Source organism: Herbaspirillum rhizosphaerae, from assembly GCF_001189965.1.
Classification (GTDB): domain Bacteria; phylum Pseudomonadota; class Gammaproteobacteria; order Burkholderiales; family Burkholderiaceae_D; genus Herbaspirillum; species Herbaspirillum rhizosphaerae.
The window spans coordinates 504,872-520,512 of record NZ_LFLU01000002.1; the positions used below are offsets into that span (position 1 = coordinate 504,872).

The window sequence follows — 15,641 nt, forward strand, 5'->3', positions numbered from 1 at the left end:
CAGAACGAGATGAATCATCTTGCCGCATCGTCGGCTTCGACGGTCTCGCCGTCCGACATCTCTGCGCCGCCGGCCACACGCTTGTTCCTGCGCTTGCTCAACTGTTTGGCCCATGGCCACCTGCAACTGATCACCCCGCATGGAACGGTGCTCACCTTCGGCGACTTGCACCAGCCGCCGAGCGCGCAGTTGCACATCAAGGATTGGCGCGCTTGCGCTCGCATGCTGCGTGCGGGCGATATCGGTTTCGCCGAAAGCTATGCCGCGGGCTGGCTTGAGACGCCGGACCTGAGCGCATTGCTGCGCTTGTGTCTGCGCAATCAGGCCGAGCTGGAGCGCATGATGTTCGGCGGCAAGCTGGCCGAGCTGTGGCACAGACTGCGTCACTGGATGCGCTCGAATACGCGCGAAGGCAGCCGCAAGAATATCCATGCCCACTACGACATCGGCAACGACTTCTATCGCCGGTGGCTCGATACCAGCTGGACATATTCGAGCGCCATGTTCGCCGGCGACCACGCGCAGAGCCTGGAAACTGCGCAGGCGCGCAAGTATCAGCGCATCGTCGATCAGCTGGCGCTGCGCGCCGGCGATCGTGTGCTGGAGATCGGCTGCGGCTGGGGCGGCTTCGCCGAACATGCCGCGCGCCTGGGCATCGCCGTACACGGGGTGACCATCTCGCCGGCGCAATTGCAGATCGCACAGCAACGCATCAGCGATCAACAGCTTGGCGGCCTGGCAACGCTGGAATTGCGCGACTATCGCGACCTCGACGGCGCCTATGACGCCGTGGTCTCGATAGAAATGTTCGAAGCCGTCGGCGAGCGCTACTGGCCGCAGTATTTCGACACCGTCGCGGCGCGCCTGCGCAAAGGCGGCAAGGCCCTGATCCAGTCGATCACCATTGCCGAGCAATACTTCGAACGCTATCGCAGCAGCTCGGATTTCATTCGCCAATACATCTTCCCGGGCGGCATGCTGCCCAGTCCAGAGCGCTTCTGCGCCCGTGCGCGCAGCGCCGGTTTGCAGACGCTGGATCAGTATCGTTTCGGCTTCGATTATGCCGAGACCCTGCGCCGCTGGCATGCCTCATTCCAGCAGCAGCGCGACGACATCATGGCGCAGGGATTCGACGAACGCTTCATGCGTCTCTGGCAGCTGTACTACGCCTACTGCGAAGTCGGGTTCGACGAGGAGCGCACCGACGTCATCCAGTTCACGCTGCGCAAGAGCTGAGCGGGACAGGCGAGCATCATGCGCACATCGTTGCACCATCGTCTCGCCGTATTGTTGCTGCTGATCGCATTGGTGGCGGCAGGCCCTGCGCACGCCGCCGGGTGGCGTGATGACTTGCCGCAGGCAAAGCTGTCAGGCAGTGCAGAGTTGCGCTGGTTCGGACTCAGGATTTACAACGCGGCGCTATGGAGCGCTCACGCGCCTTTCGATCAGACACAGGCGTTTGCCCTTGAACTGACCTATCAGCGCAGCATCAGCCGGGCGCGCATCGTGCAAACCAGTATCGACGAAATCCATCGGCTATTCGGAGACCGTTACAGCGACGACCAGCTTAAACAATGGGAGGCGCTCATGACTGGCGTCTTTACCGATGTCAGTGAAGGTGATCAGCTCACCGGTGTTTATTTGCCGGGCATCGGTTGCCGTTTCTACAATCGCACGCGTTTGCTGGGGGAGATCAGAGACCTTGAGTTCGCCCATGCATTTTTTGCCATCTGGCTTGATCCGCGCAGCAAAGACGTACAACTGCGCAACCGGCTCCTGGGAACGGAAAAATGACAAGCTACAGCCGCTTGCGCCATGTTGCCTACGGTCTGCTCGGTATGCCGCTGGCGATGTCCGCGTTGCCGATTTATGTGCAGGTGCCGGCTTATTACACCGGCAGTCTGGGGCTGGCATTGGGCGGTACCGGCTGGGTGCTGTTTCTGGCGCGCCTGATCGACACCGTACAGGATCCATGGCTGGGGCGCTGCATCGACCGGCTGGACGGACGAGGGCTGAGTCTGTGGCTGATCGCCGGCGCCGCCATACTGGCGCTGGCGTTCTGGGGCGTGTGGCTGCCGCCCGATCCGGTCAGGGCCAGCAGCGCCGCGCTACTGGCCTGGCTGGCGGGCATGCTGATTATTGCTTATGTCGCCCACAGCATGCTCAACATCGCCTACATGTCCTGGGGTGCACGCCTGGCGCAACATGCCGATGGCTTGCTCGGGGCGGCTGCGATGAGAGAACTGGCGGGTCTGCTTGGCGCGGTGATTGCCGGCGCCATTCCCAGTCTTATCCTTGCGGGAAACAGCGCGGCCGGCAGCAACATCGACTCGCAATTGTGTGTCTACGGCGGCGCATTTGCGTTGCTGCTCGGCGTGTCATTAATGGCCTTGCTGTATGCCGCGCCGCCATGGCGCAAGATCGCCGGCGGCGTCATCGGCTGGCGCGCTTCGATGGCGTCAATGAAGAGCAATATCGGATTTCGCCGGCTACTGCTGCCGTTCTTCCTGAACGCCGTCTCGATGGCGATACCGGTGACGCTGGCATTGTTCTTCATCAACGATCGCCTGCAATTGCCGCAATACGCGGGGGTCTTCCTTGGCGGGTATTTTCTGGCATCGGCGTGCGCTTTGCCGCTCTGGGTGATCGCCGCAAAGCGACTGGGGGTGTTGAAAACCTGGCGTATCGGCATTCTGTTGGCGATCGCGGCCTTCGGCTGCACGATCTTGCTGGGGCCGGGCGACGTCTGGGGGTATACCGCCGTCTGCGTTGTCGCCGGTTTCGCACTGGGTGCCGACCTGTCGCTGCCGCCGGTGCTGCTGGCGACCATGATAGAAAAAGATGAAAGCACCGCTGCTTATTACGGCGTGTGGACCTTGCTCGGCAAGCTGTCGCTTGCGATCGCGGGATTGACCTTGCCCTTGCTGGCGCTGCTCGGCTATCAGCCGGGAGCTGCCGCCGGGATATCGCTGACGTGGGTCTATGCCATCGTTCCCTGCGCCTTCAAGCTTGCGGCATTGCTGTTGCTCAAATTCGTACACGCGCCGACTGACGGGCGAGTGTCTTCCCTGAGCCAGATAACTTCTACCGATCCTCAGGAGTCCACATCATGAAAATCACCTTGTTCAGGTTCTGCAAGGTCCTGCTGCTGTCGTTGTTGTGCGCTTGTGCTTCGCCGGACGTAGCGCAGTACGCGAAGAACGAGCCGGTCTTTGACCCGGTCCAATTTTTTTCCGGCAAGACCGATGCCTGGGGCATGTTCCAGAAGCGGGGCGGAGAAGTCGTCAAACGTTTTCATGTTGAAATCACCGGCCGCGAACAGGATGGAAAGCTGATGCTCGACGAGCGCTTCCGCTACGACGACGGCACTACGCAACAACGCATCTGGATCCTGACGCACCAGCCGGACGGCAGCTGGCGCGGCACCGCCGGCGATGTGTTGGGCGCAGCGGTCGGCCACGCTGCAGGCAATGCGCTGAACTGGCGCTACACCTTGCTGTTGCCGGTGGACGGCAAGACGTACGAAATGGAGATGGACGACTGGATGTTCCTGATGGACCGGCAGACCATGATCAATCGCACCAGTATGCGCAAGTTCGGCGTTGAAGTCGGTCAGGTGACGCTGTTCTTTAGCAAGCGCAACTGAAGCGCAACTGAATGACCATCCCGGCAAATCGGCAATCTCTCAATCAGCAAGCTGCGACTAACAAAGATCGGTGGACAGTATGATATTTGGCCCGATGAATACACCGGTGCATGACTGGAAGGGCAAGCGTATCTGGTTGATCGGCGCCTCCAGCGGCATTGGCGCAGCACTGGCACGGCAGGCGCTCGCCAATGGAGCCTTGGTGGCGATTTCCGCGCGCCGCATCGATGCTTTGCAAGAGATCGCAGGCACATCGCACAACGCGCTGGTGGTGCCCTTCGATGTGCTCGATCATGCTGCCTGGCGGGTACGCCATGCGGAGATTTGCGCCGCGTTCGGCGGCATCGATCTGCTGTTTTTCTGCGCTGCCGGCTACCGGCCGGAGCGTAGCTGGGAAGTCAGCGCCGCCGCCGCCGAGCAGACCTTGAAGACCAATCTGATCAGCGTCTATTCGGCCTTGTCCAGTGTTTTGCCAGGCATGCTGGCGCAAGGCAGCGGCGGCATCGCACTGATCGCCAGCGTGGCAGGCTACATGGGGCTCCCCAATGCCAGCGTATATGGTCCGGGCAAAGCGGCGCTGATCAATCTGGCGGAGATTCTTTATAGCGATCTGCACAGCAAGGGGCTCAGCGTCTATCTGATCAACCCGGGATTCGTGAAGACGGAACTGACCGACAAAAACGATTTCTCCATGCCGGCCATTCAGACGCCGGACGTCGCCGCGGCCAACATCTGGAACGGCATCGCGAAAGGGGGCTTCGAAATCCACTTCCCGCATCGCTTTACGCGTATTCTGAAGCTGATTCAGATGCTGCCTTACCGCTGGCGCTTTGCGCTGTTCCAACGCTTCTTGCACCTTACATGACGACTACCGCACAGACTAAAGAACGACTGGATTTGCTGCTCGACTGGTATTGCACGCTGACGCGCCAAAGCGTGCGGCACATCGGACAGTTTTACGCACCCGACGTCCGCTTCAAGGATCCCTTCAACGACGTGCAGGGCATCCCGGCGGTCATGGCCGTATACGAGCACATGTTCGATACCACCGACAATCCTCGCTTCGTGATCGACGATCGGGTGGTCGACGGCGATCAGGCTTTCATCACCTGGGCCTTCCAGTTCGGGCTCAAGGGCAAGCCGTATGTGATCGTCGGCGGCACCCATCTGAAGTTCAATGCCGACGGACTGGTCATCCTGCACCGCGATTACTGGGATGCCGCCGAAGAGCTGCTGCAAAAGCTTCCGGTGGTAGGCGGCCTGATCCGCTGGTTGTGCAGCTTGTTCAAGACCAGGGCCTAAGGAAGATTGCGGATGATGTTGTAGTTCTTGTCGTCGGCGGCGACGAACTCCTGCGCATGAATGGCGTTCAGCGTGCTTTGCATGTTGGCGCTTTTTTTATTGAAGAAGACATTGCGGATTTTTTTCTTGATGTCTTCACACAGCTGTCCCCGGTAAACGAAGGGGTCAAAGGGGATGGGCGCCGATTTCCACAATACGCGGATGTCGGAGCGTTTGACCTTGCCGGCGGCAATCAGCGCGCCGAGGTTGGAGCTGGCGACGAAGGCGGCATCCACTTCCTTGTTCAATACGGCTGCCACCGATTGTTCGTGGTTGCCGGAATAGCCGATGCGCTGGAAATACTTGTCCAGCGAGGTGCCGAGCTGGCGTGAGAACACGTGTATCGGAATCAGCGCGCCGGAAGTGCTTTCCGGGTCTGCCAGCGCCAGCCGCTTTCCTTTCAGCCCGGCGATGGAGCTGACCGGCCCGTGTTGGCGAACGATCAGTATCGAGTAATAGGAAGAGGCATTGGCTTCGCTGAATCCATCGTTCATCCGCACCAAGGTGGCAAACGGCGTGATGTGCGGATCGCTCTTGCGTACCGACACATAAGTTGCGGGGCCGAGCCGGGCGATGTCGACCGCTCCCGCGAGCAAGCCTTCGGTGACGGCGCCGTAGGAGGCCGGAGTGATGATCTCGACCGGCATGCGCAGCGCGTGTTCCAGATCCTCGAACAGCGGCTTCATGGCTGCACCGTCGTCCTGCAATTCGCCCTGCGGTACAAAGGAGATGCGCAGCCGGGCAGGGCGTTCGCATTCGGCCGCAGTCGACGTGGCAGCCAGGGCAAGCGACATCGCCAGTGCCCCAGACAGTCGGCTCAGCAGGCGTCGCCGGCGTCCGGCATTCTTCGTTTTCACAGTGGTCGTCATAACGGGTCGAATTTCCCTTTTTGCAATATCGGCTCGATCTGTTCCGCCGAGACGGGGCGCTGCAGATAGAAACCTTGCACTTCATCGCAGCCGATGACTTTGAGGTGCATCAGTTGTTCCTTGCTTTCCACGCCTTCCGCGATGACTTTCAGACCGAGATTGCGCGCCAGCGACACCGTGGAGGCGACGATCATGGCGTCGCTGTTGTCGTTGCGGATGTCGCGGATGAAGGAGCGGTCGATCTTGAGCGCATACACCGGCAGCGTCTTGATATGGCTGAGGCTGGAGTAGCCGGTGCCGTAGTCGTCCAGGGAAATGCGCAGGCCTTCGTCGCGCAGTTTTTCCAGCACGTTCTTGGCGGCCTCCATGTCGTCGATGAAGCAGCTTTCGGTGACTTCGATTTCCAGCAGGTAGGGCGCCAGTTTGTATTTCTTGAGTGCGCCGAGTATGGTCTCCAGGAGCAGTTCATCCTGCAGCTGTTTCACCGACACATTGACGGCGACCGGCAGCAGGGTGATGCCGCGTTTTCGCCATTCGGCCAGCTGCCGGCAGACTTCCTTGATGATCCAGTGGCCGAGCGGGATGATCAGGTCGTGATCTTCCGCCAGCGGGATGAAGTCGTTGGGGAAGATCAGGCCATGCTCGGGATGCTCCCAGCGGATCAGCGCTTCCATGCCGACGATGTCGAAGTTCTGCATCCCCACTTTGGGCTGGTAATGCAGGCAGAATTCGTCGGTCTTGAGCGCCTGCCGGAAACGCGCAAGCAGTTCCAGGCCGCGCGCCGCGGAGGCGTTGAGCGAGGCGTCGTAGAAGCGGTAGGCGCCGCTGCCGGCTTTCTTGGCGGTGTACATGGCGGTGTCGGCGCTGGTCAGCAACTCGTCGACGGTCTGGCCGTCGCGCGGATAGAGCGCGATGCCGATGCTTGGCGTGGTCTGGACTTCGTGTCCTTCGAGATCGGGATAGGGGGCGCTGATCGCAGCGAGCAACGTGCCGGCGATTTCGGCGACGCGTTCTTCGGCGGCGATCTCCGAAACCAGTACGACGAATTCATCGCCGCCCAGGCGGGCCACCAGGTCGTATTCGCGCAGCACGCTACGCAAGCGCTTGGCGACGTTCTGCAGCAAGGCGTCGCCGACCGCATGGCCGAGCGTATCGTTGATGACCTTGAACTTGTCGAGATCGAGGAAGAACAGTGCATACAGCTTGCGGCTGCGGCGCGCGCGCGACAGCTCGGTGGCGGCAATCTCATGAAACAGCATGCGATTGGGAATGCCGGTCAGGTAGTCGTGCGAGGCGAGCTGATAGGCGCGCGATTTTTCCAGCTCCAGCTGATCGATCAGGCCGCTCTTTTCGCGTTCGGAATACAGCAGCTTTTCATACAGGCGTTTGCGCCGGTGCGCGATGTTGACGAGCGCATAGCAGAACAGCAACACGATGATGGAAATGATGACGGCCTGGTAGCGATATTCGCGATGCGGTTGCGTGAGTTTGCCGAGCACGTATTCCGGATCGCGGCTCACGACGACGGCCAGCGGATAGCGTTCCAGCTTGCGCTGCACGCCGATCTGCTGCGTGGCTTCGCCGGGACGCACGGCGTGGATTTCGTCATCGGTCTTGTTGTCGACGAGGAAGAGGGCATAGTCTTCGCCCGCAAAATTGCTGCCGCCGGACAAGGTGCTGCCGCTCAGCTCGGCCAGCTGGAATCCGGTCGAATTGAGGATTTCGATGCGGCTGCCGCTGCTGATGCTGACGTCCTTGTAGGTTCTCAGAAAATAGCCGAGGTCGAGGATGGCGGTGAAGAATCCCTGCAATTGATCCTTGTTGGTCTTCAGCGGGATGAGCAGGGGAACGCGCCAGGTGTAGCCGTCTTTCTTGATCGGCGGGCTGATGATCATGCCGCCCTGGCGTTGCGAATACAGCAGGGACGACACGTAGGCCGCATTGATGAGCTGGGCGAATTCCGGTTCATCCTTCTGGCGCGCGGATGAGTAGGCCAGGTTGGCGTTGGCGTCGAAAATCGCGACGCGCAAATAGGCCGAATCGCCCAGGAACAAGGGCGACAGGTAGCTGGCGGCGTGCGCGTCGCCGTCCAGCACGGATTGTCCGATGCGCGAATACAGCAGGGCCTTGCTGAGCACTTCTTCCAGGTTGGCGGAGATGATGGCGGCGACGTTCTTGCTGTCGGCAACCGAGCTTTCGATTGCCAGCGTCCGTTCATTGTGGATGCGCGTGAAGGTGATGGTCCAGATCACGATCAGCAAAAAGCAGGATAGCAGCACATAGGCCAGCGACAAGCCCCGGCCATTTTGAAATGCCGTATTCAGCCAGCTTGGCCGCATCGATAATCGTAACCGCAACTTTTTGCCTCAATTCGGGATGTCTTTGCGCTGTTCGCAAAGCGTTTTTTGAAGAGTAAGCGGAAATTGTGTCGAATTGATGACAAGGCCGTCCATTTGTAGCCGGCAGTGGCGCGGAGGAAACGGCGACGCGCTGCACAGGCGCGATTGCCTGCGCAGCGATGCAAAGTTTGTCAGTAAACGTTGCGGGTCTTGAACGGCTGGTATTGGTAGAGCCAGGTTTCCGACAAGGTCTGGTTTTTGTGCCGCAGATACAGGCGCAGGTCGACCGGATCGTCGCCGTCGACGGTCAGGTCGAACTGGGCGCGCCAGTGGCCGGCGACGCCGTTGGGAACTGCTTCGGTGAAAACATAGGAGAAGCTGCCGCGGGTGCTCGACAGCACCGCTTCCGGCAACTCGCCGAAAGCCAGCTTTTCCAGCGGCGCGCCCTTGAATTCGACCATGAACTTGCGCACATTGGGCGGACGCGGCTGGCCCGGCTGGCCGCCGTTGCCAAGGCGCGTGGCGACGCAGCGCGCCAGCGGCGACGGATAGGGTTCGTCCTTGAGCCAGTGCAGGCGGTAGCGCAGGCGGTAGCTGTTGCCGGCGGCGGCTTTGGCTTTCGGTACCCACATGGCGACGATGTTGTCGTGGATCTCGTCATCGGTCGGGATTTCGATCAGTTGCACCGAACCTTCGCCCCAGCCTTCCAGCGGTTCCACCCACAGGCTCGGGCGGCGCTCGTAATGCACGCCATCCTGGTAGTGGTCGAAGTTGCGGTCGCGCTGCAGCAGGCCGAAGCCGCGCGGGTTGTTGTCGCCGAACGCCGAGGCGGTGATGCGCGCCGGGTTGTTGAGCGGACGCCAGATGTGTTCGCCGTTGCCGTTCCAGATGGCCAGGCCGTCGGAGTCGTGCACCTCGGGACGCCAGTCGGCGCCGGTGCCTTTGACGGCCTCCGAGAACCACAGCATGGAAGTCGCCGGGGCAATGCCGAGACGACCGACGTCCTTGCGCAGGAACAGCGCGCAGTCGACGTCCATGATCACGCCGGGCACGCCGCCGGCGTCGCGGCGCATGATGAACTTGTAGGCGCCGACGATGCTGGGGCCGTCCAGCATGGCATACACCACGACGGTGTCGCTCTTGTCGGCCGGGGCTTCGAAATAGAAGTGCGTGAAGTTGGGAAATTCTTCCGGCTTGCCGGCCTGGGCGACGTCGATGGCGATGCCGCGCGCCGACAGGCCGTATTGGTACAGGTCGCCGATGGCGCGGAAATAGGAGGCGCCGAGGAAGGCGACCCAGTCGTTCTTGCGCCAGTCAAGCTTGGCCTGGTCGCCGCTGCGGCTTTCCTGGAAGCGGAAGCCGGCAAAGCCGCTGCCGCGCGGCAGCTTGCGCGCCGGGCTGTCGGCCGGCATGTCGAAATAGCTTTCGTCGTACAGGATTTCGCGCGCCTTGGCGTTGCTGCCTGCACTGCTGGTACCTTCGAGCGTGTACATGTGCACCGGCGCCTGGAAGAAGCGGCCGAGGTGGAAGAAGGTCACCGGGAATTGTCCCGGACCATCCGCGAACAGGGACGAGTCGGTATTGAATCTGATCTTGCCGTGCGCCTCGTAGTCGATCTTGTCGAGGATCTCGGCCGGCGGCTTGTTCTGCGCCTTGTAGGGCGATTGCGCAGTGGTGCGCGCCTGGGCGATCAGGGCGTCGAAGGAGAAGGGCGCGGGATTGCCGAGCTTGATGCGATTGGCGGCGAGCGCTTCGGGAGGAATGCCGAGGGCGGCGAGAGCGGCGGTCGCGGTGGCAGAGCTCAGGAAGGTGCGTCGATTGATCATAGGCGAGATGTCGAATGATTAATGCTGTCCGGAAACAGCAAGGATTGGTCGGGAGCGCTGTGTGGTGCAAATGAGTCGCTTCAGTCGGTGGATATCCGACCGCGATGATTGACGATGCAGCAAGGTGGAAATCCTAGCATGACCACGGCGCTCGCGTGGATGTGCGATGCCGGGCCAGCATGCTTGCCCGGAGGCTACTTGATAAAGAGTCTCATGCCGGGGCTTGGTTCCTGCGTCTTTGTGTATTTTCTGTGGACGCATAAAAATTAATTGAGTAAAATTCGCCCGTCATTGGGGAGTAGTCGCCTTCCACCCTGAGGAGGGGCTTATGTCAACATACTTGGTCCACACGACCATGGCATAAGCGGTCCTAAAAGCTTGACAAGACCTTTGACCACGTTGCCTCCGGAATGGCCGGGGAGAGGCGTGGTCAATCGTTTTTTGTCCGGCCATGGAGACCCCAATTGGATGCATTTCTCATTTCTACCGGCGTAGTCGCCTTAGCTGAAATCGGCGACAAGACGCAACTGCTGGCCTTTATCCTCGCTGCAAAATTCCGCAAACCGATTCCCATCATCCTGGGCGTTCTGGTGTCGACCATTGCCAATCACGCTTTTGCCGGCGCGCTGGGCGCATGGATCACTTCGCTGGTCTCGCCTGAAACCATGCGCTGGATTCTCGGCGTATCCTTCATCGGCATGGCGATCTGGACGCTGATCCCGGACAAGTTCGACGAGAGCGAAGCCAAGTTCGCGCGTTTCGGCGTCTTCGGCACCACCGTGATTGCCTTCTTCCTGGCGGAGATGGGCGACAAGACGCAGGTGGCGACGGTCGCGCTGGCGGCGCAGTATCACGCTTTCGTGCCGGTGGTTGCCGGAACGACGCTGGGCATGATGATCGCCAATGTGCCGGCGGTGTTGCTGGGCGACCGTATCGCGGGCAAGATCCCGGTGCGCATCGTGCACGCCATCGCTGCGTTGATCTTCGCGATCATCGGTGTGGCGACCCTGCTCGGCGCGGGCAAGTCGCTCGGCATCTGAGTCTGGCGGCAGCGTTTCGAGGTGTCAGGAACCTGGATGTCGCTCATCGCTTCGCAATAAAAAAGGCCCGCAATGCGGGCCTTTTTTATTGCTGTACTAACCAGATCAATACGAATAGAAGATCTTTTGGATTTCTTTGGTATCGGATGTCTTGGTCAGTGCCAGCATCAGCAGGATGCGTGCTTTTTGCGCGTTCAGCGTGTCGGAAACAACGAAGTCCAGCTTGTCGTCATCCGCTTCGCCGTTGCGCGCCACAATGCCTTGGCCGACGCGGCTGGCGCGAACGATCACGACGCCTTTTTTGCGTGCTTCAGTCAGCGATGGCGCAACGGTGTTGTTCAGGCTGCCGTCACCCACGCCGGCGTGGATGATGCCCTTGGCGCCGGCGGCGACGAAGGCGTTCAGCGCGATCGGGTTCATGTTGGCGTAACCGTAGACGATGTCGACTTGCGGCAGGGAATCCATCTTCGAGATGTCGAATTCGGAATCAACGGTGTGCTTGCGTGTCGACTGACGATAGAAGAACGGCTTGCTGCCCTGGATGTAGCCCAGGAAACCCAGTTCAGGCGTCTTGAAGGTATCCAGTGTGGAGGTGTTGGTCTTGGTCACTTCGCGAGCGGCATTGATCTGATCGTTCAGCGTCACCAGCACGCCCTTGCCGATGGCTTCCTGGCTGCCTGCCAGCAATACGGCGTTGTACAGGTTGATCGGGCCGTCGGCGCTGATCGCTGTCGATGGACGCATGGAGCCGACGATCACGACCGGCTTCTTGCTGTGTACTGTCAGGTCGAGGAAGTAGGCAGTCTCTTCGATAGTGTCTGTGCCGTGCGTGATCACGATGCCGTCAACGTCGCTTTGCGCCAGCAGCGTGTTCACGCGCTTGGACAGCTTCAGCCAGTAGTCGTTGTTCATGTTTTCGCTGGCGATCTGGAATACTTGTTCGCCCTTGACGTTGGCGACTTTCTTCAGTTCCGGCACGGCGTCGATCAGCGCTTCCACGCCGATTTTTGCTGCGGTGTAGCCGACGGTTGTCGTGCTGGTGGCGCCGGTGCCGGCGATAGTGCCGCCGGTTGCCAGGATCATGACGTTGGGAAGTTTTTGCGCGTGCGCGACGGATACCAGAGCAGCACAAGCCAGGATCAGAAACTGGCCGAAGATCTTTTTGGAATACATGTCGTTCCTCTTGGTGAAAGTATGTTTTTTAGTCTCGTCTCCGTTTGTTCCAACGCGAGCAGATTTCGTCGGAAGCAACCCTCGTGAGGCGCGGAGAGCAGCCACGATAGCACTCATTGCGGCTTCTTAGAAGATGTCTTGGATAAAATCGGGAACTATTTTTTCATGCAGATAATGACTCAAATTATTTGCTCGCAAGGAGTGCAGGGAGAGCGCTTTTTGAGGGCACGGCGGAGGTGGTTTTGCACTTAAATTGCCCGTCTGGGCGCGATACCGGACGACATCTGCGCAGTGCAAATTGCATACTCAAAAGAATGCCTGTGCGGCGGTTTCGGGTTTGCGAGCATTTTCAATTTTTTGGCTTTCGTTATTTTTGTTAAATCCAAAAAAGCCGTATCGAATTCTTGATTCTATTCAAGAATGTGCTTGCCCGGGAAATTGAATGGCATATCGTTGTTGCCCGCAGTCAGTTTCTTCGTCAATTCTGGAATGGGATTGGCCTTTTTGTTTATATAGGTACAATGAAATCGGACGTTGCCGCGCTATGAAGTTCGTGAAGTGAGGCAGTGTGTCGAGAACCGGAATTGATTGGAGAAAAGTTGTTGACCGAAAAATTTACCGATCCGCAAGAGGCGGTCGATCGCGTGATCGAAATCTATGAGCACAACACCGCCATCCTCCGTGATGCCTTCAAGCGTTTCGCCAAAGGCGAAGTGCTGCAGGAGCGCGTGCGAGCGTGCTATCCCTTCGTGCGCATCACGACCGAAAAAGTCACGCATACCGATACGCGCCAGTCGTTCGGGTTTGTCGCCGGCCCGGGCACTTACCAGACCACGCTGACGCGACCGACGCTGTTCAAGAATTACCTGCTGAGCCAGTTCAAGCTGCTGCTGAGCAATCATCAGGAGCCGCTGGAAGTCGGCGTGAGCGACCTGCCGATTCCGGTGCACTTTGCGTTTGCCGAAGGCATACACGTCGAGGGCGATCTGGATCCGGATCATTTGCGTCTCTTGCCGGACGTGTTCGATCTGCCGGATCTGGCCGAGATGGATGACCGCATCGTCAACGGCACCTATGAAGTCGACAACGGCGGCTGGCGCGACGGTATTCATCCGCTGGCCTTGTTCACCGGGCCGCGCATCGATTATTCGCTGCACCGTTTGCGTCACTATACGGCGACGGCGCCGCAGCAATTTCAGCGCTATGTGCTGTTCACCAACTACGCGTTCTACGTCGACGAGTTCGTGCGCATGGGACGCGAGCTGATGCAGGCAACCGACGATCCTGAGCTACGTACCTATCGCCAGCAATATACGGCCTTCGTCGAACCGGGCAACGTGACCACGCCGAACGCCAACGTCGAAGGCATGAAGGGCATGCCGAGCACCGGCACGCCGCCAGTGCGCCAGCCGCAGATGCCGGCGTATCACCTGCAGCGCGCGGACGGCACCGGCATCACGCTGGTCAATATCGGCGTCGGCCCCTCCAACGCCAAGACCATCACGGATCATATTGCCGTGTTGCGTCCGCATGGCTGGATCATGCTCGGTCACTGCGCGGGCTTGTCGTCGTCGCAGCGCATGGGCGACTATGTGCTGGCACATGCTTACGTACGCGACGATCACGTGCTGGATGACGACCTGCCGCTGTGGGTGCCGATCCCGGCGCTGGCGGAAGTGCAGCTGGCATTGCAGGACGCCGTGGCCGGCATCACGCAGCTGGAAGGCTATGAACTCAAGCGCATCATGCGCACCGGCACCGTGGCGTCCGTGGATGACCGCAACTGGGAACTACGCGACCATCGCACGCCCTTGCTGCGCTTCAGCCAGAGCCGCGCGATTGCGTTGGATATGGAAAGCGCGACGGTGGCGGCCAACGGCTTCCGTTTCCGCGTGCCGTATGGCACCTTGCTGTGTGTTTCCGACAAGCCCTTGCATGGCGAGATCAAGTTACCCGGCATGGCGAATCGTTTTTACGAGCAGCGCGTGGCGCAGCATCTGAAGATCGGTATCCGTGCACTGGAGTTGTTGCGCAACCACGGCATTGAGCAATTGCACAGCCGCAAGCTGCGCAGTTTCGGCGAGCCGGCGTTCCGTTAAGTCTGGAGTTTTGTCGGTGGTAAGCGAGCCGGTGCTGGTAATCCAGCATCGGCTCTTTGCATTTCAAGGCTGTATTTAACGTGGGGCGATAGTCGCAGCCTGACCCGCGCGCGAGCGCAGGCTCAGCCATACATACAGCGCCGCGCCGCCCAGCAGGGCAATTGCCGCGATGCTGAGCGAGGGCGTAAACGAGCCGGTCGCATGCACTAATCGCGTCGCCAGCGGCGGGCCGGCAATCTGGCCGATGCCATAGGATGCCGTCATCAATCCCATCAATCCGGCGGCATGATGGCTGCGCAGGCGGCGCGCTTCGCGCATGGCGAACAGCGTGATGGCCGTGAACGGCAGACCGAGCAAAATACTGCCGATCGCAAATCCGACCTCATTGGGGAAGATCGCGCTGCTGACCACGCCGATCGCCTGCATCACGTAGCTGATCGCCAGCAGCAGGCGCTGATCGAAGTGCACCGGAATCCGTGTTGCCCCGAGTGCACCGAGCGCCACGCACAAGCCGAACAGCGGCCAGAAGAAATCCGGCCAGGCGGAGCCGGGCGGCAAGGCCTGGCGCGCAATCACCGGCAGGAAGGTGGCGGTGATGATGTAGCCGAATCCGGCCATGCCGTAGGCCAGCACCTGCCAGCGCACTTCCTGGCGAATCGCCGCCGGTTCGGCGGCCTGCGTATCGTTCTGGGCGGCGTTGCCCGCACGCAGATCGAGATTGCCGCTGAAGGTGTTCCATACCGCAGCAGTCAATACCGCCGCCATCAGGCCGAATGCAATCCATCCGGTATCGGCGTGCCAGCCGTAGGCGACCATCCCGCTGCTCGACAAGCCGGTGAGCATGATGCCGATGCCGGGGCCGCAATAGATGATGCCGCCCAGCGCCGGCAGTTGCAATTGTGCCAGGCGTTGCAGGCACCATCCCGAGCTGTAGACGAACACCAGCGCGCTGGCGATGCCGGACAGCAGGCGCAATACCAGCCAGACCGCTTGCACATGCAGCAGTCCCATGCCGAGCGTGAGCAATACCGTCGCAATCAGTCCGGCGCGGATGGTGCGCGTCGGCGGCAGGCCGCGCCAGAATGCGCACAACATGGCGCCGATGAAATAACCGAGATAGTTGGACGTCGCCAGCCAGCCGCCGCCGTTGAGGTCGATGGTCTGGTCGTGCAGCATCATCGGCAGCAGCGGGGTGAAGGCGAAGCGGCCGATGCCCATGGCGGCAGAGAGCGCGATCAGGCCGGCAAAGGCGATGCGCAGGGCGCTTTTACGGTTGTGGCTTGCATCCGGCGTAGTCATTGTTTCCTG

Annotated in this window: 13 protein-coding genes and 1 riboswitch; of the genes, 8 read left to right on the top strand and 5 right to left on the bottom strand. The window is 60.2% G+C overall.

Annotated features, from left to right (window positions below):
- Positions 1–9 precede the first annotated feature (9 nt).
- From AKL25_RS05110 to AKL25_RS05135, 6 genes are all read left to right on the top strand, one after another.
- Positions 10–1,236: an SAM-dependent methyltransferase gene (locus tag AKL25_RS05110; RefSeq protein WP_050476640.1), complete on the top strand. Its 1,227-nt coding sequence runs from the start codon at positions 10–12 to the stop codon at positions 1,234–1,236.
- Between the two features lie 18 nt (positions 1,237–1,254).
- Positions 1,255–1,794: a chalcone isomerase family protein gene (locus tag AKL25_RS05115; protein ID WP_050476541.1), complete on the top strand. Its 540-nt coding sequence runs from the start codon at positions 1,255–1,257 to the stop codon at positions 1,792–1,794.
- A complete protein-coding gene (locus AKL25_RS05120) occupies positions 1,791–3,113 on the top strand; it encodes an MFS transporter (RefSeq protein WP_050476542.1) in 1,323 nt (440 codons plus the stop codon). The genes AKL25_RS05115 and AKL25_RS05120 overlap by 4 nt, the downstream gene beginning before the upstream one ends.
- Positions 3,110–3,646, top strand: a complete 537-nt coding sequence (locus tag AKL25_RS05125; RefSeq protein ID WP_050476543.1) for a DUF3833 domain-containing protein — start codon at positions 3,110–3,112, stop codon at positions 3,644–3,646. Before AKL25_RS05120 ends, AKL25_RS05125 begins: the two co-directional genes overlap by 4 nt.
- 94 nt (positions 3,647–3,740) lie before the next feature.
- Complete coding sequence (locus AKL25_RS05130; protein WP_083444580.1) at positions 3,741–4,511, top strand: SDR family NAD(P)-dependent oxidoreductase; 771 nt, start codon at positions 3,741–3,743, stop codon at positions 4,509–4,511.
- A complete protein-coding gene (locus AKL25_RS05135) occupies positions 4,508–4,948 on the top strand; it encodes a nuclear transport factor 2 family protein (protein ID WP_050476545.1) in 441 nt (146 codons plus the stop codon). The genes AKL25_RS05130 and AKL25_RS05135 overlap by 4 nt, the downstream gene beginning before the upstream one ends.
- Here AKL25_RS05135 and AKL25_RS05140 read toward each other — a convergent pair.
- The 3 genes from AKL25_RS05140 to AKL25_RS05150 form a co-directional block, all read right to left on the bottom strand.
- Complete coding sequence (locus AKL25_RS05140) at positions 4,945–5,856, bottom strand: phosphate/phosphite/phosphonate ABC transporter substrate-binding protein (RefSeq protein ID WP_050476546.1); 912 nt, start codon at positions 5,854–5,856, stop codon at positions 4,945–4,947. The genes AKL25_RS05135 and AKL25_RS05140 overlap by 4 nt on opposite strands.
- Positions 5,853–8,195: a bifunctional diguanylate cyclase/phosphodiesterase gene (locus AKL25_RS05145; RefSeq protein WP_050476547.1), complete on the bottom strand. Its 2,343-nt coding sequence runs from the start codon at positions 8,193–8,195 to the stop codon at positions 5,853–5,855. The genes AKL25_RS05140 and AKL25_RS05145 overlap by 4 nt, the downstream gene beginning before the upstream one ends.
- A 191-nt stretch (positions 8,196–8,386) precedes the next feature.
- Positions 8,387–10,021: an OpgD/OpgG family glucan biosynthesis protein gene (locus tag AKL25_RS05150; RefSeq protein WP_050476548.1), complete on the bottom strand. Its 1,635-nt coding sequence runs from the start codon at positions 10,019–10,021 to the stop codon at positions 8,387–8,389.
- A 281-nt stretch (positions 10,022–10,302) separates the two neighbouring features.
- Positions 10,303–10,482, top strand: a riboswitch (yybP-ykoY riboswitch).
- Between the two features lie 3 nt (positions 10,483–10,485).
- Here AKL25_RS05150 and AKL25_RS05155 point away from each other — a divergent pair.
- Positions 10,486–11,061 (top strand): TMEM165/GDT1 family protein, encoded by a 576-nt coding sequence (locus AKL25_RS05155; RefSeq protein WP_050476549.1) that lies wholly within the window; start codon positions 10,486–10,488, stop codon positions 11,059–11,061.
- 105 nt (positions 11,062–11,166) lie between these two features.
- On the opposite strand, the gene AKL25_RS05160 is transcribed toward AKL25_RS05155, so the two are convergent.
- Complete coding sequence (locus tag AKL25_RS05160) at positions 11,167–12,234, bottom strand: type II asparaginase (RefSeq protein WP_050476550.1); 1,068 nt, start codon at positions 12,232–12,234, stop codon at positions 11,167–11,169.
- A 599-nt stretch (positions 12,235–12,833) separates the two neighbouring features.
- On the opposite strand from AKL25_RS05160, the gene AKL25_RS05165 reads away from it, so the two are divergent.
- On the top strand, positions 12,834–14,333 hold the full coding sequence (locus AKL25_RS05165) for an AMP nucleosidase (RefSeq protein WP_050476551.1): 1,500 nt from the start codon (positions 12,834–12,836) through the stop codon (positions 14,331–14,333).
- A 75-nt stretch (positions 14,334–14,408) separates the two neighbouring features.
- Here the strand turns inward: AKL25_RS05165 and AKL25_RS05170 are convergent, their stop codons facing one another.
- Complete coding sequence (locus AKL25_RS05170) at positions 14,409–15,632, bottom strand: YbfB/YjiJ family MFS transporter (RefSeq protein ID WP_050476552.1); 1,224 nt, start codon at positions 15,630–15,632, stop codon at positions 14,409–14,411.
- Between the last annotated feature and the right edge of the window lie 9 nt (positions 15,633–15,641).

Excerpts from the sequence above, each read along its gene's own strand:
- AKL25_RS05110 (WP_050476640.1), top strand. The coding sequence starts at position 10 with ATGAATCATCTTGCCGCATCGTCGGCTTCGACGGTCTCGCCGTCCGAC.
- AKL25_RS05115 (WP_050476541.1), top strand. The coding sequence starts at position 1,255 with ATGCGCACATCGTTGCACCATCGTCTCGCCGTATTGTTGCTGCTGATC.
- AKL25_RS05120 (WP_050476542.1), top strand. The coding sequence starts at position 1,791 with ATGACAAGCTACAGCCGCTTGCGCCATGTTGCCTACGGTCTGCTCGGT.
- AKL25_RS05125 (WP_050476543.1), top strand. The coding sequence starts at position 3,110 with ATGAAAATCACCTTGTTCAGGTTCTGCAAGGTCCTGCTGCTGTCGTTG.
- AKL25_RS05130 (WP_083444580.1), top strand. The coding sequence starts at position 3,741 with ATGAATACACCGGTGCATGACTGGAAGGGCAAGCGTATCTGGTTGATC.
- AKL25_RS05135 (WP_050476545.1), top strand. The coding sequence starts at position 4,508 with ATGACGACTACCGCACAGACTAAAGAACGACTGGATTTGCTGCTCGAC.
- AKL25_RS05140 (WP_050476546.1), bottom strand. The coding sequence starts at position 5,856 with ATGACGACCACTGTGAAAACGAAGAATGCCGGACGCCGGCGACGCCTG.
- AKL25_RS05145 (WP_050476547.1), bottom strand. The coding sequence starts at position 8,195 with ATGCGGCCAAGCTGGCTGAATACGGCATTTCAAAATGGCCGGGGCTTG.
- AKL25_RS05150 (WP_050476548.1), bottom strand. The coding sequence starts at position 10,021 with ATGATCAATCGACGCACCTTCCTGAGCTCTGCCACCGCGACCGCCGCT.
- AKL25_RS05160 (WP_050476550.1), bottom strand. The coding sequence starts at position 12,234 with ATGTATTCCAAAAAGATCTTCGGCCAGTTTCTGATCCTGGCTTGTGCT.
- AKL25_RS05170 (WP_050476552.1), bottom strand. The coding sequence starts at position 15,632 with ATGACTACGCCGGATGCAAGCCACAACCGTAAAAGCGCCCTGCGCATC.